The sequence below is a fragment of the Myroides phaeus genome (assembly GCF_009799805.1).
GTDB lineage: Bacteria > Bacteroidota > Bacteroidia > Flavobacteriales > Flavobacteriaceae > Flavobacterium > Flavobacterium phaeum_A.
This window is the reverse complement of the sequence record NZ_CP047050.1, coordinates 490,076-513,823: the sequence shown is the minus strand read 5'-3', so window position 1 is coordinate 513,823 and position 23,748 is coordinate 490,076. Positions and strand designations below refer to the sequence as shown.

Annotated in this window: 19 protein-coding genes and 3 tRNA genes; 19 read left to right on the top strand and 3 right to left on the bottom strand. The window is 32.7% G+C overall.

What is annotated here, in order from left to right:
- The first annotated feature begins 148 nt into the window (after positions 1-148).
- The 3 genes from GQS07_RS02395 to GQS07_RS02385 all read left to right on the top strand — a co-directional run bounded on the left by GQS07_RS02395 (position 149) and on the right by GQS07_RS02385 (position 7,001).
- Positions 149-3,268: a SusC/RagA family TonB-linked outer membrane protein gene (locus GQS07_RS02395; RefSeq protein ID WP_158209455.1), complete on the top strand. Its 3,120-nt coding sequence runs from the start codon at positions 149-151 to the stop codon at positions 3,266-3,268.
- Positions 3,269-3,276: 8 nt separating this feature from the next.
- Positions 3,277-4,929 carry a SusD/RagB family nutrient-binding outer membrane lipoprotein gene (locus tag GQS07_RS02390; protein ID WP_158209454.1) on the top strand — a complete coding sequence of 551 codons (1,653 nt, stop codon included), beginning with the start codon at positions 3,277-3,279 and terminating at the stop codon, positions 4,927-4,929.
- A gap of 89 nt (positions 4,930-5,018) precedes the next feature.
- The gene (locus tag GQS07_RS02385) at positions 5,019-7,001 is read left to right on the top strand and encodes a putative porin (RefSeq protein ID WP_158209453.1); all 1,983 of its coding nucleotides are present in this window, start codon (positions 5,019-5,021) and stop codon (positions 6,999-7,001) included.
- A gap of 66 nt (positions 7,002-7,067) precedes the next feature.
- Here GQS07_RS02385 and GQS07_RS02380 read toward each other — a convergent pair whose 3' ends face one another.
- Entirely contained in the window at positions 7,068-8,750 is a 1,683-nt protein-coding gene (locus GQS07_RS02380; protein WP_158209452.1) for a GLPGLI family protein, read from the bottom strand.
- A gap of 75 nt (positions 8,751-8,825) precedes the next feature.
- On the opposite strand from GQS07_RS02380, the gene GQS07_RS02375 reads away from it, so the two are divergent.
- The 4 genes from GQS07_RS02375 (at position 8,826) to GQS07_RS02360 (ending at position 12,486) form a co-directional block, all read left to right on the top strand.
- On the top strand, positions 8,826-10,106 hold the full coding sequence (locus tag GQS07_RS02375) for a DUF2851 family protein (RefSeq protein ID WP_158209451.1): 1,281 nt from the start codon (positions 8,826-8,828) through the stop codon (positions 10,104-10,106).
- A gap of 34 nt (positions 10,107-10,140) precedes the next feature.
- Entirely contained in the window at positions 10,141-10,362 is a 222-nt protein-coding gene (locus tag GQS07_RS13745; RefSeq protein WP_158209450.1) for a PspC domain-containing protein, read from the top strand.
- 64 nt (positions 10,363-10,426) lie between these two features.
- Positions 10,427-11,332, top strand: a complete 906-nt coding sequence (locus GQS07_RS02365; RefSeq protein WP_158209449.1) for a ComEA family DNA-binding protein — start codon at positions 10,427-10,429, stop codon at positions 11,330-11,332.
- A gap of 11 nt (positions 11,333-11,343) precedes the next feature.
- Complete coding sequence (locus GQS07_RS02360) at positions 11,344-12,486, top strand: acyl-CoA dehydrogenase (protein ID WP_090405176.1); 1,143 nt, start codon at positions 11,344-11,346, stop codon at positions 12,484-12,486.
- A 31-nt stretch (positions 12,487-12,517) separates the two neighbouring features.
- Here the strand turns inward: GQS07_RS02360 and GQS07_RS02355 are convergent, their stop codons facing one another.
- Both GQS07_RS02355 and GQS07_RS02350 read right to left on the bottom strand, forming a co-directional pair.
- Positions 12,518-13,696 (bottom strand): dicarboxylate/amino acid:cation symporter, encoded by a 1,179-nt coding sequence (locus GQS07_RS02355; RefSeq protein ID WP_158211313.1) that lies wholly within the window; start codon positions 13,694-13,696, stop codon positions 12,518-12,520.
- A gap of 41 nt (positions 13,697-13,737) precedes the next feature.
- Entirely contained in the window at positions 13,738-14,904 is a 1,167-nt protein-coding gene (locus tag GQS07_RS02350; protein ID WP_158209448.1) for a dicarboxylate/amino acid:cation symporter, read from the bottom strand.
- A 793-nt stretch (positions 14,905-15,697) separates the two neighbouring features.
- Between GQS07_RS02350 and GQS07_RS02345 the strand changes: the two genes are divergently transcribed.
- From GQS07_RS02345 to tuf, 12 genes are all read left to right on the top strand, one after another.
- Complete coding sequence (locus GQS07_RS02345; RefSeq protein ID WP_158209447.1) at positions 15,698-17,833, top strand: TonB-dependent receptor; 2,136 nt, start codon at positions 15,698-15,700, stop codon at positions 17,831-17,833.
- 95 nt (positions 17,834-17,928) lie between these two features.
- A complete protein-coding gene (locus GQS07_RS02340) occupies positions 17,929-18,237 on the top strand; it encodes a hypothetical protein (RefSeq protein WP_158209446.1) in 309 nt (102 codons plus the stop codon).
- A gap of 17 nt (positions 18,238-18,254) precedes the next feature.
- On the top strand, positions 18,255-18,548 hold the full coding sequence (locus GQS07_RS02335) for a hypothetical protein (protein ID WP_158209445.1): 294 nt from the start codon (positions 18,255-18,257) through the stop codon (positions 18,546-18,548).
- Between the two features lie 656 nt (positions 18,549-19,204).
- Complete coding sequence (locus GQS07_RS02330) at positions 19,205-19,804, top strand: sensor histidine kinase (protein WP_158209444.1); 600 nt, start codon at positions 19,205-19,207, stop codon at positions 19,802-19,804.
- 2 nt (positions 19,805-19,806) lie between these two features.
- On the top strand, positions 19,807-20,550 hold the full coding sequence (locus tag GQS07_RS02325; protein ID WP_158209443.1) for a LytR/AlgR family response regulator transcription factor: 744 nt from the start codon (positions 19,807-19,809) through the stop codon (positions 20,548-20,550).
- Between the two features lie 77 nt (positions 20,551-20,627).
- Complete coding sequence (gene rpsU, locus GQS07_RS02320; RefSeq protein WP_090405199.1) at positions 20,628-20,822, top strand: 30S ribosomal protein S21; 195 nt, start codon at positions 20,628-20,630, stop codon at positions 20,820-20,822.
- A gap of 65 nt (positions 20,823-20,887) precedes the next feature.
- The gene (locus GQS07_RS02315) at positions 20,888-21,784 is read left to right on the top strand and encodes a tyrosine-type recombinase/integrase (protein ID WP_158209442.1); all 897 of its coding nucleotides are present in this window, start codon (positions 20,888-20,890) and stop codon (positions 21,782-21,784) included.
- A 24-nt stretch (positions 21,785-21,808) separates the two neighbouring features.
- The gene (hpf, locus tag GQS07_RS02310; protein ID WP_090405205.1) at positions 21,809-22,108 is read left to right on the top strand and encodes a ribosome hibernation-promoting factor, HPF/YfiA family; all 300 of its coding nucleotides are present in this window, start codon (positions 21,809-21,811) and stop codon (positions 22,106-22,108) included.
- Positions 22,109-22,203: 95 nt separating this feature from the next.
- Positions 22,204-22,277: transfer RNA gene (locus GQS07_RS02305), tRNA-Thr, on the top strand.
- Positions 22,278-22,308: 31 nt separating this feature from the next.
- Positions 22,309-22,389, top strand: a tRNA-Tyr gene (locus GQS07_RS02300).
- Positions 22,390-22,407: 18 nt separating this feature from the next.
- Positions 22,408-22,479: transfer RNA gene (locus GQS07_RS02295), tRNA-Thr, on the top strand.
- 58 nt (positions 22,480-22,537) lie between these two features.
- Positions 22,538-23,725 carry an elongation factor Tu gene (tuf, locus tag GQS07_RS02290; RefSeq protein WP_090405208.1) on the top strand — a complete coding sequence of 396 codons (1,188 nt, stop codon included), beginning with the start codon at positions 22,538-22,540 and terminating at the stop codon, positions 23,723-23,725.
- The last annotated feature ends 23 nt before the right edge of the window (positions 23,726-23,748 follow it).

Genomic DNA, 23,748 nt, shown 5'->3' with positions numbered 1-23,748 from the left:
TTTATGATTGTATTATTGTTTTTTTGATACATATGGGTGTTTATCTTTAAACTATATTTATTCTGATTGCTAAAAAAATCTAACAAAAGTTAATGTTATTTAAAATCTTTTGTTAGATTTGTTATACTAACTAATCAAAATAATTATAATGAAATCAAAGTTTACTTGGATCTTTATGTGTATTCTGACCCTATTTGTACAGGTTGGTTTCGCACAAGAAAAGACTCTTAGCGGAGTTGTAAGCGAAGAGGGGCTTCCTCTTCCTGGGGTTTCTGTTGTAATCAGTGGTACTACAAATGGTACACAAACTGATTTAGATGGGAAGTATTCTCTTAAAACAAAAGCAGGAGATGTTCTTGTTTTTTCTTTTGTGGGAATGAAAGACGTTAAACACACTGTCGGTGCTGCATCAATTTTTAATGTTGCAATGGCAAGTGATGAAGAAATGCTTGATGAAGTTGTAGTAACAGCTTTGGGTATTAAGCGTGACAAAAAGAAACTTGGTTATTCTTCTCAAGAAGTTAAAGGAGATGAATTATCAGGAGCTGGACAAACAAATGCTGTAAATGCATTGTCTGGTAATGTTGCTGGTTTACAAGTAACTTCTCCATCTTCAATGGGAGGTTCTGCTCGTATCGTTTTACGTGGTATTAAATCTGTAACAGGAAACAACCAACCTTTAATCGTTGTTGATGGGGTACCTTTGGATAATAGTAACTTTGGGGATACTAATATGCAAAGAGGTGCTGGTGGACGTGATTATGGTGATACTTCTGCGGATATAAATCCAGATGAAATCGAATCTGTAACTGTATTAAAAGGAGGACCTGCTTCTGCTTTATATGGAAATAGAGGAGGTAATGGTGTAATCATTTATACTACTAAGTCTGCAAAGAATGGTCGTACAGATATTGAGGTTAACACTGGAATTACTTTTGAGAGTGTAAACATTATGCCGAAAATGCAAAACTCTTATGGAGGTGGTTCTTCTCCAGAGTGGTCACAAGTTGAGATTGACGGGAAAATGTATAACATCCCAGAATATTCTACTGATGAAAGCTGGGGACCTAAGTTAGATGGTACTATGTATTTACCATGGTATGCTTTTGATCCTGAATTTTCTAACGATTATATGAAAGAAGTACCTTGGGTAAAATCTAAAAATGATGTAAGATCTTTCTTTAGAACAGGTATTACACATAATCAATCTGTAGCTGTAGGTAAGTCTTATAAAGATAGTAATGTAAGAATGTCTTTTAGTAATAATGTTACTGAGGGGGTTGTTCCTAATTCTAAATTACAGAAAAATAACTTTACTGTAAATGCTTCTACTCAGTTAACGGATAAGTTAAAAGCAGAAACAAACATTAGTTATGTTTATACTAAAGGATTTAATAGACCTGAAGTTGGGTATGGAGATAACTCTGTTGCTCAGAAATTCTTCCAGTGGTCTCAAAGACAATTAGACTTTAAAAAGCTTAAAGACTATAAATTAGAAAATGGTAATCAAAGATCTTGGAATAGAAATGATTGGAATGATGCAAGACCTGCATATTCTGATAACCCTTATTGGGTAGTTCATGAAAATACTTCTCAAGATGTTCGTAATAGAACTTATGGAAATGTGAAGTTGACTTATAACTTTAGTGATAAATTATATGCTGTAGGTACTGTGTATGGAGATCGCTATAGTTTTACAGTAGAAGAGCAAGTTGCTGTTGGTTCTCAAGCTACTTCAAGTTATAGTATATTGAAACGTAATATTTCTGAATATAACTATGAAGGTCGTTTACATTATGATGATCATTTTGGTGATTTTGGGTTAAACGCTTTTGTTGGAGTTAATAGAAGTGAGAAAAGAAGAGATTATTTATATGGAACTACAGTAGGAGGTTTAGACTTACCTAACTTGTATAATTTAAGTAATAGTAACTCTCCTGCACAATCTTCAAATGATAAAACTCATATGAGAACAAACAGTGTGTTTGGTTCTGTTAGCTTAAACTATAAGGAGTTTTTATTCTTAGAAGGTACAACACGTACAGATTGGTTCTCTACTGTGAAAAAGTCAGTTACTTATCCTTCTGTAACAGGTACATTTATTTTCTCAACTTTATTACCAGAAGTTGATTGGTTATCGTTTGGTAAATTGAGATTAGGATGGGCACAAGTTGGTAATGATACTGATGCTTATAGAACAAATGATTACTTTAATTTAGATGGGCCTTTCTTAGGTTCTCCTACGTATTCATTAAGTGCTACGGCTAACAATCCTGACTTAAAACCAGAGATGATGACTACTAAAGAAATCGGTTTAGAGGCTGCATTCTTAAATAATAGAGTAGGTTTCGAGGTTTCTTATTACCAAATTGACACTAAGGATCTTATTACAAGAGTACAGTATGACCCAGCTACAGGATTTGCTTATAAATGGTTGAATGCTGGAGATATGAAAAACAAAGGGCTTGAGGCTACAGTTAATTTAGCTCCAATTAGAACACCTGATTTTTCATGGGATATTTCTTGGAACTTCTCTAAAAATAAAAATGAGTTAACAAGATTAGCTGATGGAGTTGAGTCAGTTGAAATAACAAGAGCTCCATTTAACGTTTCTTTACAAGGAAAAGTAGGTGAGGCTTATGGACAAATTTATGGTAAAGATTATGTAAGAGATGCAAATGGTAATAAAGTAGTAGGAGCGAATGGTTTATATAAATCAACAGGAGTACAAGCTTTAGGTTCATATTTACCTGATTATAATATGGGTATTCGTAACAGCTTCCAATACAAAAATTTCCGTTTAGGAGTTTTACTTGATATTCAAAAAGGAGGTAAATATTACTCTACTTCTCATATGTTCGGAATGTACTCTGGTATGTTAGAAGAAACTGCAGTTGATGGTATCCGTGAGAAAGGTGTGATTTTAGATGGTGTTAAAGAAGATGGAACTAAAAATGATAAAGTTGTAGATGCAATTGATTGGGCTAAAGCTCATCAAACTACAGTTGATGCACAGAACATTTTTGATGCAGACTATGTGAAATTACGTGAGATATCTTTAGGATATGATTTACCTACTAAGTGGGTTGGGCCTTTTAAAGGAATTACTATTTCTATGTTTGGTCGTAACTTATTTACTTGGAATCTTGCTTGGAAAGGTATGGATCCTGAAATGGCTTCATACGGAAGTGGAAACATCCAAGCTATTGAAGGAGCTTCTTTACCTTCTACAAGAACATACGGAATGAATGTTAAATTTAAATTCTAAAGAGTATTATGAAAAAGCTTATATATAAATTGTCTTTCATTGCTTGTGTACTTACTTTAGTAAGTTGTGATAAGGATTTAGAAGACATAAATGTAAACCCAAATAAACCAACAGAGGTTCGTACAACGGGAATTTTTAATGGTGCTAACAAGGCTTTAATGACTAATACAAGAGGAGGTTTCCCTTCTGCTCGTATGGCTCTACCTTGGGTGCAGTATTCAGCACAAAGAAACTATACAGCAGAAGATAGATATCAGTTTAGAGTTGGTGTAAATAATAGTTTATACCGTGATATCTTTTTAGCAGTAAAGAAATATAAAACAATTATTGATATTTTAGAAGATCCAGCAAACGAAGCAAAGATTGCAGCATATGGAGATCCAAAAAATCAATTAGCAGCAGCACGTGTTATGATTGCGTATGCTCAGTTACAAGCTTTAGAAATTTATGGAGATATTCCTTACTATTCTTATGGTAGTGATGATCCAGATTTCGAAGGAATGACTATTGGAACTGAAAATGAAAAAGCTACACCAAAGTTTGCTCCTCAAGAAAAAATTTATAAAGATTTGATGAAGGAGTTGAAAGAGGCTGCTGAATCTGTGAATTTACAAGCAAATAATGTGTTCTCAAGTGGAGATAACTTGTTTAGAAGACCAATCGTTTTAAAACGTTTTGCTAATTCATTAAGATTAAAGATTGCTAACCGCGTGAAAAATGTTATTCCAGAAGCTCAGGCTCATATTAATGAGGCTATAGCAAGTGGAGTGATGGAATCAAACGATGATAACGTAATCCAAGTATTTCAAAATGATAAGATAAATCCTGCACCATTCTATACAGCAGCATTTATTGATAATCGTAATGACTTTGCACCGACGAATACATTTGTTGAATTATTGAAAGGAGAGACTAATGTTTTTGCAGGAAAAGTTGATCCACGTTTATTTAGAATGGTTGCTCCTAAAACTAATCTGAAAAAAGATGATGATGGTGTAGAAAATGAAGTAAGAGTATTATTTTATTCTGATCCTGAAGATACAAGTGCTCCAAGCGTTGAGGTTGGAAACTATGTTGATCGTGAAGCAAGTTTCTATACAGGATTCCCTATCGGATTACAAGATAACTTTACTGGATCACAAAGAGGAGCTGCTTCTCAATTTGGTGCAGCAGTTTATAAAGCTGATTATGGTGAAGTTTTAATGGAGTATGCTGAGGTTGCATTTTTAGTTTCTGAAAATAAAAACTGGGATGATGCAGAGTATAAAAAAGGAGTTTCTGCTTCTATGGCTCGTTGGGGTGTGGCTCAAGCTGATATTGATGCTTATGTAAACACATTACCTGCAGCAAGTGAAGAGACGGTTTTAACACAAAAGTACATTGCACTTTATTTACAACCTTACGAAGCTTGGGCAGAGTATAGAAGAACAAAGTATCCTAAAACGCTACTTTTACCAGGTCAATCTCATGATTTGATTGCTAAAGGGCCTAATGGAGAAACGTCTTATACTTTTGTACCTTTAGAAAACTTAACTGATTTACCAGAGAGAATTACTTATCCAAGTGATTTAGATCTTGTGAATAAAGCTAATAAAGATGCTGCTGCTGCTCGAATGGGTGGTGACAAAATGAATTCTAAATTAATATGGGCTAAAAATTAATTAGTCAAAATGAAATAAGAAAGCCATCTTCGGATGGCTTTTTTTATTTAATTAAAAAATAAAATTACCTTTGTCCAAATTTAGTTTGTATGCGAAAGTACTTAGGTGTTTTTCTGTTTCTATTCTGTTTTATAACTTCTTATGGGCAATTCCAAAACTTGGGAGAACAAAGTAGTTATCGTCCAGACGAAGAACAAGATAACAATGGTAAAAAAGAAATAGGGAGTCTAAGAAAGAAAGTCAAGAAAGACTCTGTTGCGCCTATTCGAGATTATAAAATCATTTCAATTAAAAATGATACAATTGCTGTTGACACTGCATTAAGTGTAAAGAAATATTATACGTTTAATTATTTAAGAAAAGATATTTTTGGCTTGTTGCCTTTTGCAAATGAAGGTCAAACTTATAATGTCTTAAAGTATAATTATAAGGAGAACAATGTACTTCCTGGTTTTGGTTTTGAAGCAAAACAATTTGCATACTTAGATGCGGATGATATTAACTATTATTCCTCTCCTACGCCATATACTGATTTGTATTATAGAAGTGTTATGAAACAAGGCCAAAACCTTGATGCATTTATTACTCTAAATACAAGTGAGAATTTAAATTTATTTGTAGGGTACAAAGGATTGAGATCTTTAGGAAAGTATATTAATCAATTGTCTTCTACAGGTAATTTTAGAATAGGGTCAAGTTATATTTCTCCAAATAAAAAATATTTGCTTAGAACGCACTTTACTTTCCAAGATATAATGAATCAAGAAAATGGAGGTATCCGAGATTTAGATTTATTTGAAGAGAGTAAGGCTCCATATAATAAACGTGAACGATTAAATGTTTATTTCCGCGATGTAGAAACTATGTTAAAAGGGAAACGCTTTTATCTTAATCACCAGTATCAGTTAAACAAGTCTTTTAAGAATGGTATATTATTGACTCATGAGTTTACTTATGAAGATAAATTCTTTGAGTATAAACAAGGAAATGTCAATAGTCAGTATGATGATAAAACAAGATTCGGAGATGCTTTTCAAAGTGAAATAAGTAATAAAACACGTTATTATAATTTATTTAATCGTGTTGGAGCTGCCTATCAATCTGATGTTGTTGGACGTTTTCAATTCTTTACAGACTTCTATAAATATCGCTATTATTATAAAAGTATAGCTCATATTGAAGAAGGTATTGTGCCTGATCAAATTGAAAAGAATATTAATATGATTGGGGGTAAGTATACTTATCACAAGAATAATTGGAAAGCAAATCTATTGTTGAGTACCTCTTTGGGAGATGATAATACAAGTAATATAGAAGCTGATGTTTTTTATAAATTATCTGACAATATTTCTTTTGATCTTGGATATCAAAAGTTGAATAGAATGGGTAATTTAAGTTACTATTTATATCAAAGTGACTATGTTGGATACAACTGGTATAAAGAGTTTAATAACGAAAAAATAAATCAATTTGATGCTACTATTAATACGCCTTGGGTTTCTATCTCAGGAAGCTATTCTGTATTAAAAGATAAATTGTATTTTTCAAATGATGCAACGGAGTATAATGATTTTGGAATTGCAAATCAATTGTTAGTTTCTCCTAAACAATATGGGAAAACAATAAACTATTTATCATTACAACTTTCAAAAGATATTCAAGTTGGTAAGTTTGGTTTAGACAATACTTTCTTATACCAAAAGGTAGATCAAGCAGACAATATTTTGAATGTTCCTGATTTTGTAACAAGAAATACATTGTATTACTCTGACGCTTTTTTTGATAAAGCATTAAAGTTTCAAACAGGTATTACTTTTAGTTACTTTACTAAATACTATGGAAATGATTACAACCCTTTGTTAGGAGATTTCTTTGTTCAGGATAAAGTAAAAATTGGTGGTTATCCAGTGTTTGACTTTTTTGTAAATATGAAAGTGCGTACAGCACGTATTTATTTAAAACTTGAACATTTTAATTCAAGTATGAGTGGGTATAATTACTACTCAGCACCAAATAATCCATATCGAGACTTTATGTTTAGATTTGGAATTGCTTGGAACTTCTTTACATAATTATTTCTTTACGTATTGGTAGTAAAAAAATACAAAAAAGGGACTTCATTTATGGAGTCCCTTTTTTTATTCGCTAAATAATACACCTGATATATTCCAGTAACTGAAACTTTTTCCTTCTGGTTTGCCCATTGGAATTTTGATTTGCAAGGTATGTGTCCCTTTTGGGATATCACCTAACGGAATCCAAATAGGTGGAGTAATAGTGCCAGGACACCAGTTTGATCTACTTAAATCAGATGAGGATAGTCCCGTCTCAAAATTACCTGAAGCGGGATTGTAATCTCTGTAAGAACCACAATCTTGTCGCCACGGTAAATAATCAAGAACTTTAGTGTTGTTTAAAAGGATTGTGTTTGGTTTAGGATTAAACTCATCTCCATTTGCCCAACCACCGTGACCTGTTGCAATGTAGCGTAAACGCACATTCTTCATGTCTGTTGTAGCTGTGAATTCTATTTTAAGACCTTCTGAACTTGAAAACATTGTAGGGTAGTTTTGCCCTGCCATCTCCATTACATTTGTTGTATTGAAAAGAGGCATCATATTAATTACCTCACTTTGTTTACTTCCGTTAGGGTGAATTGTTATATCTGCACTTATTTTATGACCTCCTTTGTCGTAGTTTCCAATATATACACCAATATACCATTCACTATTGCTTATAAGTGGAGCAAACTCTGTAATCTCTTGTCTGTAAAAAGCCTTCTCTTGCCATTGGTAATCTAATACTTCAATATGATTAAAACCTTTTACTCCAAAAGGAGTAAAGAATCGCATTAGCTCAATTGGAGGAGTATAGTTGTTTGTAGCAACGACTCCTTGATATTTATTAGAAGACTCTTTGTTTTGATAAACAGGTAAAATATCTAAGCCTCTTTCCAAAGCATCCATCAATGATATTTCATGATAATAAGGTATCAAAAATAGACTACCAGTTCTATCATAAGCATCACCGTTTGATTGTTCTGTAAGGTTTACAAATACTTGATCTGTATTATTTATTTTAGGGAATTTTACTTTAGTTACGAGAAGTGTTCCTTTAGCAAATCGTAGTAAGTTAGGTTTGTTTATTAGAGTGTCAGAATAATTAACAAGGTCATTTTCAAAAAGAGGAATTGTTTTGAATCTACTTTCCCATAATTTCTTTTGGTAAAGCTTTAGGTCTACCATTTCGCTTCCCTCTAATTTTAGATACGGATTGATATCTATAGAAAGGTTTTGAGTTATTTTCTTAGCGGTTATTTTATAAGTACCATTTCTGTCTATTTCCAATACAAGCCCTAAGTTAGCCCCTAATAATAATGGACTCCCTTTAGCTTTAATTACATCAGTATACCATAACGTATACTTGTTGGAGTTTATTTCTATTGTTGCTTTTTTACAAGTGTATCCTGCAATTTTTTTAGTTTCTCTACTCAGTAGAAAATTAGTATAGCTATTAGTTGCTGTTGTTTTGATTCTTGACTTTAAATCAAGTTGAGCAAGGGATAAGTATTCTTGCTTTTTAAAATCAATATAAGTTTGTTCGAACGGATAATTCTCAATACCTACATCAAGGTGCTTTTTCTGATATAAAAAAGCGTAATCTAAATTGCTAATAAGCATAAGTGGATTGTCTTGATTAACAATTTTATTATTTATAAAGCTTTCGTATTCAACTAATATATTTTGGTTAGGTTTTTGTGCAAATAAATTGAATGATAGACAAATAAATAGTATTTGAATAAAACTTAATTGTATTCTCATAATTAGAAGATGTTTGGAATAGTTTTATAAAAGTACCTAAAAGGAATTAGATTAACCATAATAGCCCTTTATTTTATGAAAGAAGCATTCCTTCACTATGTGTGGGCAAATCAACTTTTTAACTCAAATGAGTTGCGCACTGCTAATAATGAGAAGATAATAATATATTCAATAGGAATATTTACGGGATTAGATGGTCCTGATTTTTTTAATGCTAAACTAAAAATAGATGAGCAAGTTTGGGCAGGTAATGTAGAAATTCATAAATGTGCTTCAGAATGGTATGCGCATAATCACGAGAAAGACAATCGTTATAACAATGTTATTCTACACGTAGTTTGGGAGTATGATATGCCTGTTTTTAGGAAAGATGGAACAGAGATTCCTGTTTTGATTTTAGAGAACTATGTAAACGTTAAACTTGTAGAGAAAAGTAATCATTTATTGTTAGGTAGAAAGCCTTTAAAATGTGAGGAATTTATTAAAGAGATTGATGCTTTGAGTTGGATGTCTTGGCGAGATAGATTGTTTATTGAACGGTTAGAGTATAAAGCAAAACCGATAGAGTTGTTGTTAGCAGAGACGAATTATCATTGGGAGCAAGTATTCTTTTGTTTTTTAGCGAGAAGTTTTGGTTTAAATTCTAATGGAGAGGTTTTTTTTGATGCAATGCGTCAATTGCCTGTGACTATAGTATACAAACAAGCTAATTCATTAATACAAATAGAGGCATTGTTTTTTGGTGTGGTTGGTTTATTGCATACAGGTGATGAGGTTGATGATGAGTATGTAAAGCAGTTAAGAAGTGAATGGCAATTTCTAAAGTATAAACATAATTTAAAAGAAAGACCAAGTGGTGAACTTCAGTTTTTTCAATTGCGCCCTCAAAACTTCCCTACTATTCGATTAGCACAATTAGCAAGTTGGTATTATCACCATAAGAGGGTTATTACGCAGATTTTAGAAGTCACTAATATAGAAGAATTATACCGTTACTTTAATGTTGAGATAAGTGATTATTGGCAGAATCATTATGTTTTGAATAAGGAAAGTAAAAGACAGGTAAAGCGGATGACAAGAAGTTTTATAGATCTATTAATAGTAAATGTAATTCTTCCTATGCAGATAGTATATAAGCGGAGTAAAAATATAGAAGATTATGATTTAGCTGAAATAATAGAGATAGGTATGAATATACAGGCTGAGCAAAATAGCATTGTAAGTTTGTTTGTAAAGAATAATATAAAAGTAGAAAATATTGTTGACAGTCAAGCGCTTGTTCATTTGAAGAAAAAGTATTGCGACGAGGGGAGGTGTTTAGAATGTATTGTTGGAAAGAGGTATTTGAAACAATAATTTGTATTTTTGATAAATAATTTAAAAAATAGATATGATAACCAACTTACGTCACTTTTTTGAAAGATATGGATTTAAAGTTTCTACGCGTGTTGCAGATAGACTTGGAATGAGGGCCACAAGTGTTAGATTGTTTTTTATATATCTTTCTTTTTTTACATTAGGTTTAGCTTTTGCATTATATGTTACATTAGCATTCTTCGCTAAAATAAAGGACTTTTTTTACACTAAGAGAACATCCGTTTTTGATTTGTAAAAGATATTTGATTAGTGTATTTTTTTGACAGATAGAATGATTAACTTTCTGTAAAAAGAAACCTATGTTATCTTCTGTCAAACAAAAGTTTTACTATTATTCTAAATCTCAAAAAAGAGGACTAATAATATTGATTGTTTTATTGGTTATTATTCAAAGTAGTTTATTGGTTTTATTCTTGTCTATTAAGAGAAGTGGCAATAGACAAGATGCTACCTTTATTTCATCATCTTATCAATCTAAAGTTCTATTGATAGATAGTTTATATCAATTACAAAGCTTTAAACAAGATACTATATACCCTTTTAATCCTAACTTTATTAGTGATTATAAGGGTTTTTTATTTGGAATGACTAAGGAAGAGATAGATAGATTACATCAGTTTCGAGATAAAAATTTATATGTAAACTCAGTACGGGAGTTTCAGAATGTTACACAGGTATCAGGTGAGTGGTTAGAAAAATATAGTCCTTATTTTAAATTTCCTAAATGGGTTAATCAACAGAAAGGGGAATTAAAGTATGAGAAAAAAGGGGATACTAAAAAGGATAGAGAAGAGATTATTGAGCCAATTTGTATTAATTCTGCTACTAATGATGATTTACAAAAAGTAAGAGGAATTGGTCCTGCCTATGCAGATAGGATATTAAAAGAGAGAGCACGCTTAGGAGGATTTGTGTCAATTGAACAGTTAAAATTTGTAAAAGGTATACCAGAGGAGACAGTGGTAGAATTATCAAAATATTTCATATTAAAGACCTCTCCGGCATACACTTTATTGAATATAAATGAAGCTACAATTAATCAAATCAAAGAATTACCTTATATGAATTACTTTATAGCAAGGGAAGTTGTAAAGTATAGGAGTATGAATGGAGATTTTGTTAATAAACAGGATTTAGTGAAAATTGAGAAATTCCCTATTGACAAAGTAGATATAATTAGTTTATATTTGAAATTCACGAATTAAAACTATCAACTATGAATTTTGAATACAACGAAACTCAAGCAATGATTGCGCAATCAATCAGAGATTTTGCAGAACAACATATTCGTCCAAATATTATGGAATGGGACGAAGCACAAATATTCCCAGTAGACTTGTTTAAGAAATTAGGGGAAATGGGATTTATGGGTGTACTTGTACCAGAAGAATATGGAGGGTCTGGACTTGGGTATCATGAATATATCACGGTAGTTGAAGAGATTTCAAAAGTAGATTCATCAATCGGATTATCTGTAGCGGCGCATAATTCATTATGTACAAATCACATCTTAACTTTTGCCAATGAAGAACAAAAGAAAAGATGGATTCCAAAGTTAGCAACAGGAGAATGGATTGGTGCTTGGGGATTGACAGAACACAATACGGGTTCTGATGCAGGAGGTATGAGTACAACTGCAGTAAAAGATGGAGATCATTGGGTATTAAATGGAGCAAAAAACTTCATTACACACGCAATTTCTGGTAACGTAGCTGTAGTAATTGTACGTACAGGAGAAAAAGGAGATTCACACGGTATGACAGCATTTGTTGTTGAGAAAGGAACTCCAGGTTTTTCAAGCGGTAAAAAAGAGAACAAATTAGGTATGCGTGCTTCAGAAACAGCAGAGCTTATCTTTGATAATTGTCGCGTACCAGATGCTAACCGTTTAGGTGAAGTAGGAGAAGGGTTTATCCAAGCAATGAAAGTATTGGATGGTGGACGTATCTCTATTGGTGCTTTATCTTTAGGTATTGCTAAAGGAGCTTATGAAGCTGCTTTAAAATACTCAAAAGAAAGAGTTCAATTTGGTAAACCTATTAGCTCATTCCAAGCGATTGGATTCAAATTAGCTGATATGGCTACAGAGATTGAAGCTTCTGAGTTATTATTACACAAAGCTGCATTCTTAAAGAATAACAACAAGCCTGTTACTAAATTAGGAGCAATGGCTAAGATGTATGCATCTGAAGTATGTGTGAAAGTTTCTAACGAAGCAGTACAAATTCACGGAGGATACGGTTATACAAAAGACTTCCCAGTTGAGAAGTTCTACCGTGATTCTAAATTATGTACTATTGGTGAGGGAACTACAGAGATTCAAAAATTAGTAATCTCTCGTAATATCTTAAAAGACTAAGTTTATTTTAAACAGCATAAAAAAAGGGAAGCTAATTAGCTTCCCTTTTTTTATGCTGTTTATCGTGAAATGTTGTTACCATTAAACTAAGTGCTCCATCTCCTACAATGTTGCAAGCAGTACCAAAACTATCTTGTAGTGCAAAAATGGTCAGTGTTAAGGCTATTCCTGCATCGTCAAATCCTAATAATTGAGTAATTAACCCGAGAGAAGCCATTAACGCACCTCCTGGTACTCCAGGTGCCCCTAAAGCAAATATTCCTAATAATACTATAAATAGAATTAGTGTAGTTACATCTGGTAGATGGCCGTATAAAACTAAGGAAACTGTCATTACAAAGAATGTTTCTGTTATCATAGCTCCACATAAGTGAATGTTAGAAAAGAAAGGTATTGTAAAGTTAGATACCTCAGGTTTCAATATTTTACTTTTGTGAGCAGATTGTAATGCAACCCCTAAACTGGCCGCAGATGACATTGTTCCTAATGCTGTTAAGTAAGTAGGGCCATAATGCTTTAATACTTCCCAAGGATTTTTACGCGCATATAAGCCTGCTATAGTATATAAGATCGCAATCCAAACAACGTGAGCAACAATAACAATAGCAATTACTTTGATAAAAACAGGTAACTGTGATTGTATTGAGCCTCTATAGCTAAGTAATGCAAAGTTACAGGCGATGTATAGGGGGAGAAGTGGAACAAGAACTCTATTTACAAGTAAAAGAACGATTTCTCTAAAGTGATCAAAGGCTTTTTCTAATTCTTTAGACTGTATCCATAAAATTCCTAAACCAAGCATCAAGGCTAATACCAAAGAAGTCATTACATCGAATATAGGAGGAATGTCTAATTTGAAAAGCATAGCAGGTAATTCATTTAATGTAGAAGTAGATTTAGGAACATCTATCCATGGAAGTATATTATATCCTAAAGAAGCACTAAATAATCCGGCTCCTACGCTTGAAGCGTAAGCAATGATTAATGAAAATCCGATAATGATCGAAGAGTTTTGATCTAATTTAGCAATAGAGGAAACAATAAAACCTAAAATGATTAAGGGGACTAAGAATAAGATTAGCTGGCCTAATATATGTTTTGCTGAAAGAATTATTTGCAGTAATCCATCCGTTAGATAAGGACCTACAATAAGTCCTAATACAACGCCAGTTAATAATCTGAATATGGTATTGTTTAAAAGTTTTTTAATCATTTTATGTCTATTGTAAACCACATAGTAATTTATAGAGACTATGCTGTTTGTTTATTATCACTATATTTTGTTACCATTAAACTAAGTGCCCCATCACCTGCGATATTACAAGCGGTACCAAAGCTATCTTGTAATGCAAAAATAGTCAATGTTAAAGCAATCCCTGCATCATCAAAACCTAAAACAGAAGCGATGATTCCTAATGAAGCCATTACTGTTCCTCCCGGTACACCAGGAGCTCCAATTGCAAATATTCCAAGAAGTACAATAAATAAAATCATTGTACCAATATCAGGTACTGAGCCATATAATACTTGAGATACTGTCATTACAAAGAAAACCTCAGTAAGAACAGAACCACATAAGTGAATATTTGAAAAGAATGGAATAGTAAAGTTAGTGATTTCTGGTTTTAGAACTTTGCTTTTATGGGCAGATTGTAAAGCCATACCTAAAGAAGCCGCAGACGACATTGTTCCTACTGCTGTTAAATAAGCAGGTGGATAATGTTTGATAACTTCCCATGGATTTTGTTTAGAATAGATTCCTGCGATAGTGTATAGAAATGCTAACCACACAAAATGCGCTATAATTACAATAATAATTACTGTTAAAAATACAGGAAGCTGTGATTGAATAGAACCTTCATAACTTAATAGGGCAAAGTTTGCCATAATATAAAAAGGTAAAATAGGAACAAGTACTCTATTTACCAATAGGAGTACAATATCTTTAAAATGATCGAAAGCTTTTTCTAACGGTTTTGATTGAGTCCATAAAATTCCAATACCAATCATAAGTGCTAATGTTAGAGAAGTCATAACTCCAAAAACAGGAGGGATGTCTAATTTGAAAAGCATAGCAGGTAATTCTTTTAAGCTATTCGCTTTATTAGCTATTTCTAAATGAGGGATAATGTTGAATCCTAAAGCCGAGCTAAAGAATCCGGCACCTATGCTCGATAGATAAGCAATAACGATGGAGAATCCAATTACCTTAGTCGAATTAGTATTAAGTTTTGTAATTGATGAAACAACAAAACCTAAGATAATTAATGGCACTAAGAATAAGATAATTTGTCCCAGTACGTGGCGAGAAGATAAGATTACTTGAAGTAAACCATCTGTTAAGTAAGGGCCAATGATTAAGCCAACTATTACTCCTAAAAGTAATCTTACAATTGTATTGTTAAGTAATTTTTTCATTTAAATTTTAAAGTGTTTTATTTTAACGGGGAGTTTCTAATTAATTGCAAAAATAAGTATTGTATCTTTTTTATAGGTAGTAGATAATGAAAATACCATATATATGGTAGAAAACGAAATTTTGTTAATCCATAAAGAGAGATCATAATTTACTGTGATTGAGAGTTATGGTTTGTGATAGGGAAAGAATAAGGTTATTTATAAACAAAAGTATTTTTTATTTGAATGTGCATCCTTGGAGTTTTATTGTTTTGATGAGGTGAATTTGTTTCAAAAGTTAGTGTCATAATACTATTCTTCTTTTGGGTGTTCCCATAGTGCTCCCATAGTGTTCCCATAGTGTAACCATAAAAAGTATGGTGTTTTATGGGTACACTATGGGAGCATTAAGTTTATATTATGGTATCATACAGTATCATATAAGAATGAGATACGTATTGGCTTACTATAGTTATACAGTTATAGTTGATAATCCTATTTTGTACTGTACACTTATTTCAGTAATCCTATTATTGCTGTACAAGTTCTGTTTTCTATTTTTTTGACTTGCGTCATTGCTTTTTTTCATATTTAACTGTTTTAAAAACTTTACAGTTTTTCAGGAGAGGTCAATACAGTTTTTATGAGAAGGTTCCTTTTAGGAGTATTCAAATTATAAATACTCCAATTTTATTTTAAAGTAAATGGTTTTTGGTTTAGGATAGATTGATAACGGTTAAGGCGGTTTTTTAAACAGCTCATGCTTAAAAAATTGATTCCCCTTTAAGAATGGGATTATTTTGAAATAAAAATCATGATAAAACAGTTGGTCTTATTGTTATTGCCATTAGTAATGTCTGCACAAGTAGTAGAAATAAGGGGTATTGTAGTTAATGAAAAAAAAGTACCTATTCACGGGGTTAATGTATTTCTTGAAGGAACTTATGACGGGGCATTGTCTAATCAAAAAGGAGAGTTTGTTTTTCAAACAGAAAAGGAAAGTATAGAAGGCTTGCTTCAATTTAGGCATGCCTTGTATTTAGATAATAGTACGGTGGTAAATCTTTCGGATGATACGAAAGAAATATATGTGCTGTTTTCTAAAAACAATGTATTAGAGAATATACAAATTCAGGTAGGTGGTATAAAAGCCTTAGGGCGTGATAAGGTTACTGCATTTACTTCACTCGATGCTGTTACTACTGCGGGGAGTCCAGGTGATATAATGGCTATTATGAGCACAATGCCAGGTGCTCAAGTGAATAGTGAAGATGGCAGGTTAATGATTCGTGGAGGTAGGGCTGAAGAAACGGGCATTTTTGTCAATGGATTACGAGTAAGGCAACCTTATACTTTCTCGACAGGCGATTTTCCTGTACGAAGCAAGTATTCTCCTTTTTTATTTAAAGGAATGTCTTTTTCTACTGGAGCATATTCTGCAGAATATGGAAATGCTCTTTCGGGAATTTTAGAATTGAATACGAGTGATGATATTGAAAACAATAGAACGGACTTGTCCTTGTCTTCTGTAGGATTGAGTTTAGCAAAGAGCCATCAGTGGAATAAAAATTCTTTAGCGGTTAGCTTAGGGTATTTAGATTTGCGCCCTTATATGAGTATTATTCCACAGAAGTTTGATATGATTAGGCCATATAAGGGTTTGTCAGGAGAGATAAGCTTTAAAAGGGAATTGAAAAAAGGGATTTATAAGTTATATGCATCTATGGACTTATCGAAGACTCAATTTGCAAAAGAGAATAATTTTAATCAGGACATAGATTCAATTGGTTTTACAGGAAAGAATCTTTACTTGAATAGCCATTATAGTACTAAATTAAATCCATTTCTAAAACTTGAAATAGGAACGGGGTTTGGTTATACAGAACTAAAGAATAACTATAGGGATCTCGTTCATCAAGAAAACGGTTGGGATTTACATCAAAAAGTAAAGTTGTACTATAAGTGGAGTAATAAAATTGGGTTTAATGTTGGAATTGAAGGTTTTTTAGAACAAGCAAGTAATGAAGACTCTAATGTAAATAAAACGCGAGAATTTAATACTGTCAATAATACTTATGCTGCTTTTATAGAAAACACCTGGTCGCTTTCATCACGTTTTTCTTTAAGAAGCGGTATTCGTACTAATTGGAATAATCAAGTAAATGAATTCGTCATAGAACCACGGTTTGCCTTTGCTTATCAAATGACGAATAATGCACAGGTGTCTTTGGCTTATGGGAAATTCAATCAAACTAATGATTTGCAGTATTTAAGGTCTATTTCGAAGCCCGACTGGCTTAAGTCTACCCACTATGCTATAAACTATACTTACAACAAAAATAAACAAACGTTTCGTGCTGAGGTGTTTTATAAAAAGTATGCAAATCTTATGCAGTACCATGGTACACTTGATAATATCAAAATAGCAAATACTGGAAGTGGTTATGCAAAAGGAATAGATGTTTTTTGGAAAGATGACAAGTCTATTAAAAATGTTACTTATTGGATTAGTTATTCGTTTTTAGATTCAGAACGAAGGGAGTTTTATTGGGATAAACAGATACAGCCAAGTTATGTGGCTAAGCACAATGTATCGTTTGTTTTAAAATATTGGATTGATGATTGGAAATCAATGGTTGGTATTACCAATACATTTACGACTGGTAGGAGGTTTTATAATCCTTATGAATTAGACTATATACAGCATAAAGCAAATGATGTAAATAAGCTCAGTTTGAGTTGGTCTTATTTGCTATCAAGCCAAAAGATATTATTTTTTTCTGTAGAAAATATATTTGGACAAGATCCTGTTTACGCATATGAATTTTCATCTCAGTATCCATCTGTTCAGCCTGTAGGGATAACATCTGCTGCAAAGCGATTCGTATTCGTAGGATTCTTCTGGACAATTAGTAGTAATAAAAAAATAAATCAATTGGACAATCTGTAATTGCAATTCAAACATTGATATCAACAGTTGGTACATCTTCTTTTTTCTTGCAGTGTAGATGTCAATAGTTTTACTGTATTAATAAAAATAAAAATATGAAAAAATGGATCACAGTTGGCTTACTGCTTGTAGGATTAGTAGTCAACGCACAGGGTAAGTATAGTGCTGCGATGGACAAAGCATTTGGTGAATGGAAACAAGGGAATACTAAAGAAGCTGTAGCGATGTTTGAACGAATAGCTACTACAGAAAAGGATAACTGGATTCCATTTTACTATCAAGTATTTATTCAAGTAACGGAAGGTTTTAATATTAAAGATGCAGAGGAAAAAGAAAAAGTAGTAAAACAAAACGCTATGTTGATTGAAACTCAAGTGGAAAAAAAGAAAGTGCTGAGTGGTTAATTTTAGATGCTTTGAATATGACATTGGATATTACAACTGATCCTATGAGTAAGGGAATGACTCTGTCAAGTAAAGTAAATGCTCTATATGACAAAGCCTTGTTGCTCGAGCCGAACAATCCAAGGGCCTTATTTCAGAAAGCAAACTTTAATCTGCAATCTGCTAAATTTACAGGAATAGATACTGCTCCTTATTGTGAGTTAGTTAATCGTGCTGTAAAGAATTTTGACAGTCTAACTTCAGAGGAACCCTTTTATCCAAGTTGGGGAAATGAACAAGCTATAAAAGTAAAAGAAGCTTGTGGGAAGTGAAGTGTAAGTATTATATCAAAAAAAATTAATATTTCTTTGAGGTGTATTTGCTAATTTAGAGGAGACACTCAAGTTGCGAAAACATCTGCTTTAAGGATCAGTATTGTTAAGGTGCTTATAGTACCGTCTACCTAATAATTAGCAATATATTGTTGAATAAAAAAAATTAGAAAATTTTGAAAGGAATAAAGAATAACCAAGGGGTATCCCTTGGAAAGCACTTACTAATTGCTTTTTGTGTAAGTCTGTGTATTAGTGTTTTTCTTGCTTACATTTTTTATAGTCAAAGTAATAAGGTAACTTCATTCAGTCCCTATTTGTTTTCTACAAATACATTGTTAGGGGTGATATTAAGTTTTGCGATTTATATGACAAATTATGCAGTCGTAAGTTTATTTGATAAAGTATTTTTTCAAAATAAAAAAAAGCAGTTTTGGCAGAGACAAGTTGTTTTTGTTCTTAGTGGGATAACTGTTTCTATTATTTCCTATTATGTTTTTTTGGCACTTTTATTAAAATTGTTTTACAAAGTTAGTTTTATAGATTTTTTCACCTCTGAGCGATTCACTTTTTTGAATTTTCTATATATTATCTTAATCTCTATATTTGTTTTGTTGACGGTATTGGCATTTATCTTATATGATAGAATAAAGAATTTGGCAATTAGAAATGAGCAAATAGAAGTAGCTCTTAAGCAGGCTGAGATTAATAGTTTGAAAGAACAACTTTCTCCTCATTTTTTATTTAATAACTTAAATGTACTTATCAGTATTATACAGGAAGACCCACAGAAGGCAGAGCAATTTGCGCGATCTTTTACAAATATTTATCGCTATGTACTTGAACAAATCGAAAATAGTAAGACTACAGTAGGAGAGGAAATGAGATTTGCTCGTGATTATATGTATTTGATGAATGTTCGTTATGAAAATGCTATAGATTTTGTGGTATCTAAAGAAGTTGAAAGCTTCTATAATTATTCAATGCCTGCTTTAGCAATGCAAACTATTTTAGAAAATATTATAAAACATAATGCAATACCCACACAAGGCAAATTAAACGTTAGTATTAGTATAGTAGATAACGAGTTTTTAGTAATTAAGAATGATAAGCTGAGTAAGGTTGAGGACACCTATTCAAGTAAATTAGGATTGAGGAATTTAAAATCACGCTATGCTTTAGAGTATGATAAAGAAGTTTTAGTAGAAAATAGTGAGAAATATTTTATGATTAAGTTACCTATTGAAATGTTGTGAATATGAGAATTGTTATCATAGAAGATGAAAAACCAGCAGCAAGATTGTTGGTTAGAATATTGGAGGAGTTGGGATACAAAGTAGAACAAGTACTTTATTCTGTAGTTGATGCTATCCAGTGGTTCTCAAAAAATAGTGAGCCTGATTTGATATTAGCAGATGTACAGTTATCAGATGGGGTATCATTTGATGTTTTTGATATAGTAGAAATTAAATGCCCTATTGTGTTTGTAACAGCTTATGATCAATATGCCTTGAAAGCTTTTAAACTCAATAGTATTGATTATTTATTAAAACCAATTGAAAAGGAAGATTTAAAGAGTGCAATTAATAAGCTTCTTACAAGAGGTTTGAATACTATTGCAGGATTGTCAGAAATAAAAAATTACTTTCAAAATGATAACTATATAAAAAGATTTGTAATTAAATTGGGCATGCAAATTAAATTAGTTGCAATTGAAGATGTGGTTTGTGTGTTTCGAGAAGATAGAGGTATTTATATTCATACAAATGAAGGGCGTTCATATTTATTAGATGATTCTTCTATTGAGAATGTCGTTGAAACTCTTGATCCGAAGGTGTTTTATCGTGTAAATCGCAAAGAGGTAGTTGCTTTAAGTTTTATAAAAGAGATTCTGCAACTATCAACATCAAGACTCAAAATCGTGTTAGAATCATATAAAGAAGAAGTGATTGTAAGTAGGGAGCGAGTAATTGAATTTAAAGTTTGGCTAACAAATAATTAAAAAAGGTGTTTTTTTTATTGTGCTGTTTAAAAAAAGGATTACTTTTGCACCACAAACGAGAGGAGGTGTATGAAAACATGTTGATCATTCCAATTAAAGATGGAGAAAATATTGATAGAGCACTTAAGCGCTACAAAAGAAAATTTGACAGAACTGGGACATTACGTCAGTTAAGATCTCGTCAACACTTCTCAAAACCATCTGTTTTAAAAAGAGACAAAATGCAGAAAGCTGCATACGTTCAACACTTACGTGATTCAGTAGAAATCTAGTAATGTGAACAAATTTATACTAAACCGTTATAATAAAGTACTAACTTTGTTGTAACGGTTTTTTTATGGATAAAAATTTAGAAAGATTTATCGAGTATTTGTATAAAGAGAAAAATTATTCTGCTGAAACAATTAAGGCTTATGAATATGATATAGTTACTTATGTGGATTTTTTAGCATTGAAAGATTTAGATTATTTGACTGTTAAGTATGATGGTGTGCGATTGTGGATAGTAGAATTATCTGAGCAGGGAGTTAGTAATCGTTCGATTAATAGAAAAATGAGCTCGTTACGTTCTTATTACAAGTTTTTGCAAAAAATAGAAGAAGTAGAGGTTAGTCCTTTGCAACTTCATCGTTCGTTGAAAGTAGAGAAGAAACTTCAATTACCTTTTTCTGTAAATGAAATTGATGCAGTGAGAGAGATGTTAGATGGGTTAGAGGATTTTAACTCGATTAGAGATTTACTAATTGTAGAAATGCTTTATTGTTTAGGTTTACGTAGAGCAGAGTTGGTAGCATTGAAAATAAGTGATGTGGATTTTTATCAGCATCAAGTTAAAGTTCTTGGAAAGGGAGATAAAGTCCGTGTTATACCTATGGTTCAGGTAGTTGAGAAAATACTAAAAAAATATATTAGTGTTAGAGGCTTGGTTATGAGTAATATGGCTAAAAACGACAGTTTGTTGGTTAATGAAAAAGGTAACAAAATCAATGAAATGTTTGTTTATCGGGTTATAAATCGCTACTTTAGTAATGCAACAACGAAGGAGAAGAAAAGTCCACACGTGTTGCGACATTCATTTGCTACACATTTATTAGAGAATGGAGCAGATATCAATTCGATAAAGGAGTTGATGGGGCACGAGAGTTTGGGAACAACGCAAGGTTATGCGCAAATAAACTTGAAAGAGTTGAAAAAAGTTTACCAAGGGGCTCATCCTCGAATGAAGAAAAAGTAAAATTAACCATTTAATTAGTTATTTATGAAAGTTAACATTCAAGCCATTAATTTTAATGTAGATCGAAAATTAGTAGATTTTGTAAATGAGCGTTTATCTAAACTTGAAAAGTTTTATGATAAGGTAATTTCAGTAGATGTGTTTTTGAAATTAGAAAATACCAATGAGAAAGAAAACAAAGTAGCAGAGATGAAATTACTGGTACCAGGAGATGAAATGGTTGTTAAGAAAACTTGCAAGAGTTTTGAAGAGAGTGTGGATGCAGGAACCGATGCCTTAGAGCGTTTAGTTGTGAAATTCAAGGAGAAAACGAAATCACATTAATGTAAAAAAATAAGTAAATTGTTTTTTTTAATCAATAAAATATATACATTTGCAGTCCGTTAGAAATAGCGGACTTTTTCTATTGAGAAGAAAAAGCCGGTGTAGCTCAGCTGGCTAGAGCAGCTGATTTGTAATCAGCAGGTCGTGGGTTCGAGTCCCTCCACTGGCTCAAAAGAAAAAAAATCAAACAAAATGTTTGAGGGGAGATACTCAAGCGGCCAACGAGGACGGACTGTAAATCCGTTGGGTAACCTTCGCAGGTTCGAATCCTGCTCTCCCCACAGAAATAAGAGGCATTAGCCGGTGTAGCTCAGGGGTAGAGTGCTTCCTTGGTAAGGAAGAGGTCACGGGTTCAAATCCCGTCATTGGCTCAGGTTTTTTTATTATATTTGAACACTAATTATATAACTAAGATTAAATTATTAAATCATGGCAAAGGAAACTTTTGACCGTTCGAAACCGCACTTAAACATCGGTACTATCGGACACGTGGATCACGGTAAAACTACTACTACTGCTGCTATTACTAAAGTTTTAGCTGAAGCAGGATTTTCAGAAGCTCGTTCGTTTGATTCAATTGATAACGCACCAGAAGAAAAAGAGCGTGGTATTACAATTAATACTTCTCACGTTGAATACCAAACAGCTAATCGTCACTACGCGCACGTAGACTGTCCAGGTCACGCGGATTACGTTAAGAACATGGTAACTGGAGCAGCGCAAATGGATGGAGCAATTTTAGTAGTTGCTGCAACTGATGGTCCAATGCCACAAACTCGTGAGCACATCTTATTAGGACGCCAAGTTGGTATTCCAAGAATTGTTGTATTCATGAACAAAGTTGACTTAGTAGATGACGCTGAGTTATTAGAGCTTGTTGAAATGGAAATTAGAGATTTATTATCTTTCTACCAATACGACGGTGATAATGGACCAGTAGTTAAAGGATCTGCTTTAGGAGCTTTAAACGGAGAGCAAAAATGGGTTGATGCATTATTAGAATTAATGGAAGAAGTTGACAAATGGATCGAAGAGCCAGTACGTGACAACGAAAAACCATTCTTAATGCCAGTAGAAGACGTATTTACAATTACAGGACGTGGAACTGTTGCTACAGGACGTATCGAAACTGGAGTTGCTAATACAGGAGATGCTGTTGAAATCATCGGTATGGGAGCTGACAAATTAACTTCTACTATTACAGGAGTTGAGATGTTCCGTAAAATCTTAGACCGTGGAGAAGCTGGAGATAACGTAGGTTTATTATTGAGAGGTATTGACAAAACTGATATCCGTCGTGGTATGGTTATTTGTAAACCAGGTTCAGTTAAACCACACGCTAAATTCAAAGCTGAGGTTTATATCTTGAAAAAAGAAGAAGGTGGACGTCACACTCCATTCCACAATAACTACCGTCCTCAATTCTACGTTCGTACAACTGACGTAACTGGAACAATCCAATTACCAGAAGGAACTGAGATGGTTATGCCTGGAGATAACTTAACTATCACTGTTGAGTTATTAAGCCCAATCGCATTATCAGTAGGTTTACGTTTCGCTATCCGTGAAGGAGGTAGAACAGTAGGTGCTGGTCAGGTTACTGAAATTATTGACTAATCTTTCTGAGATTAAACATAAAT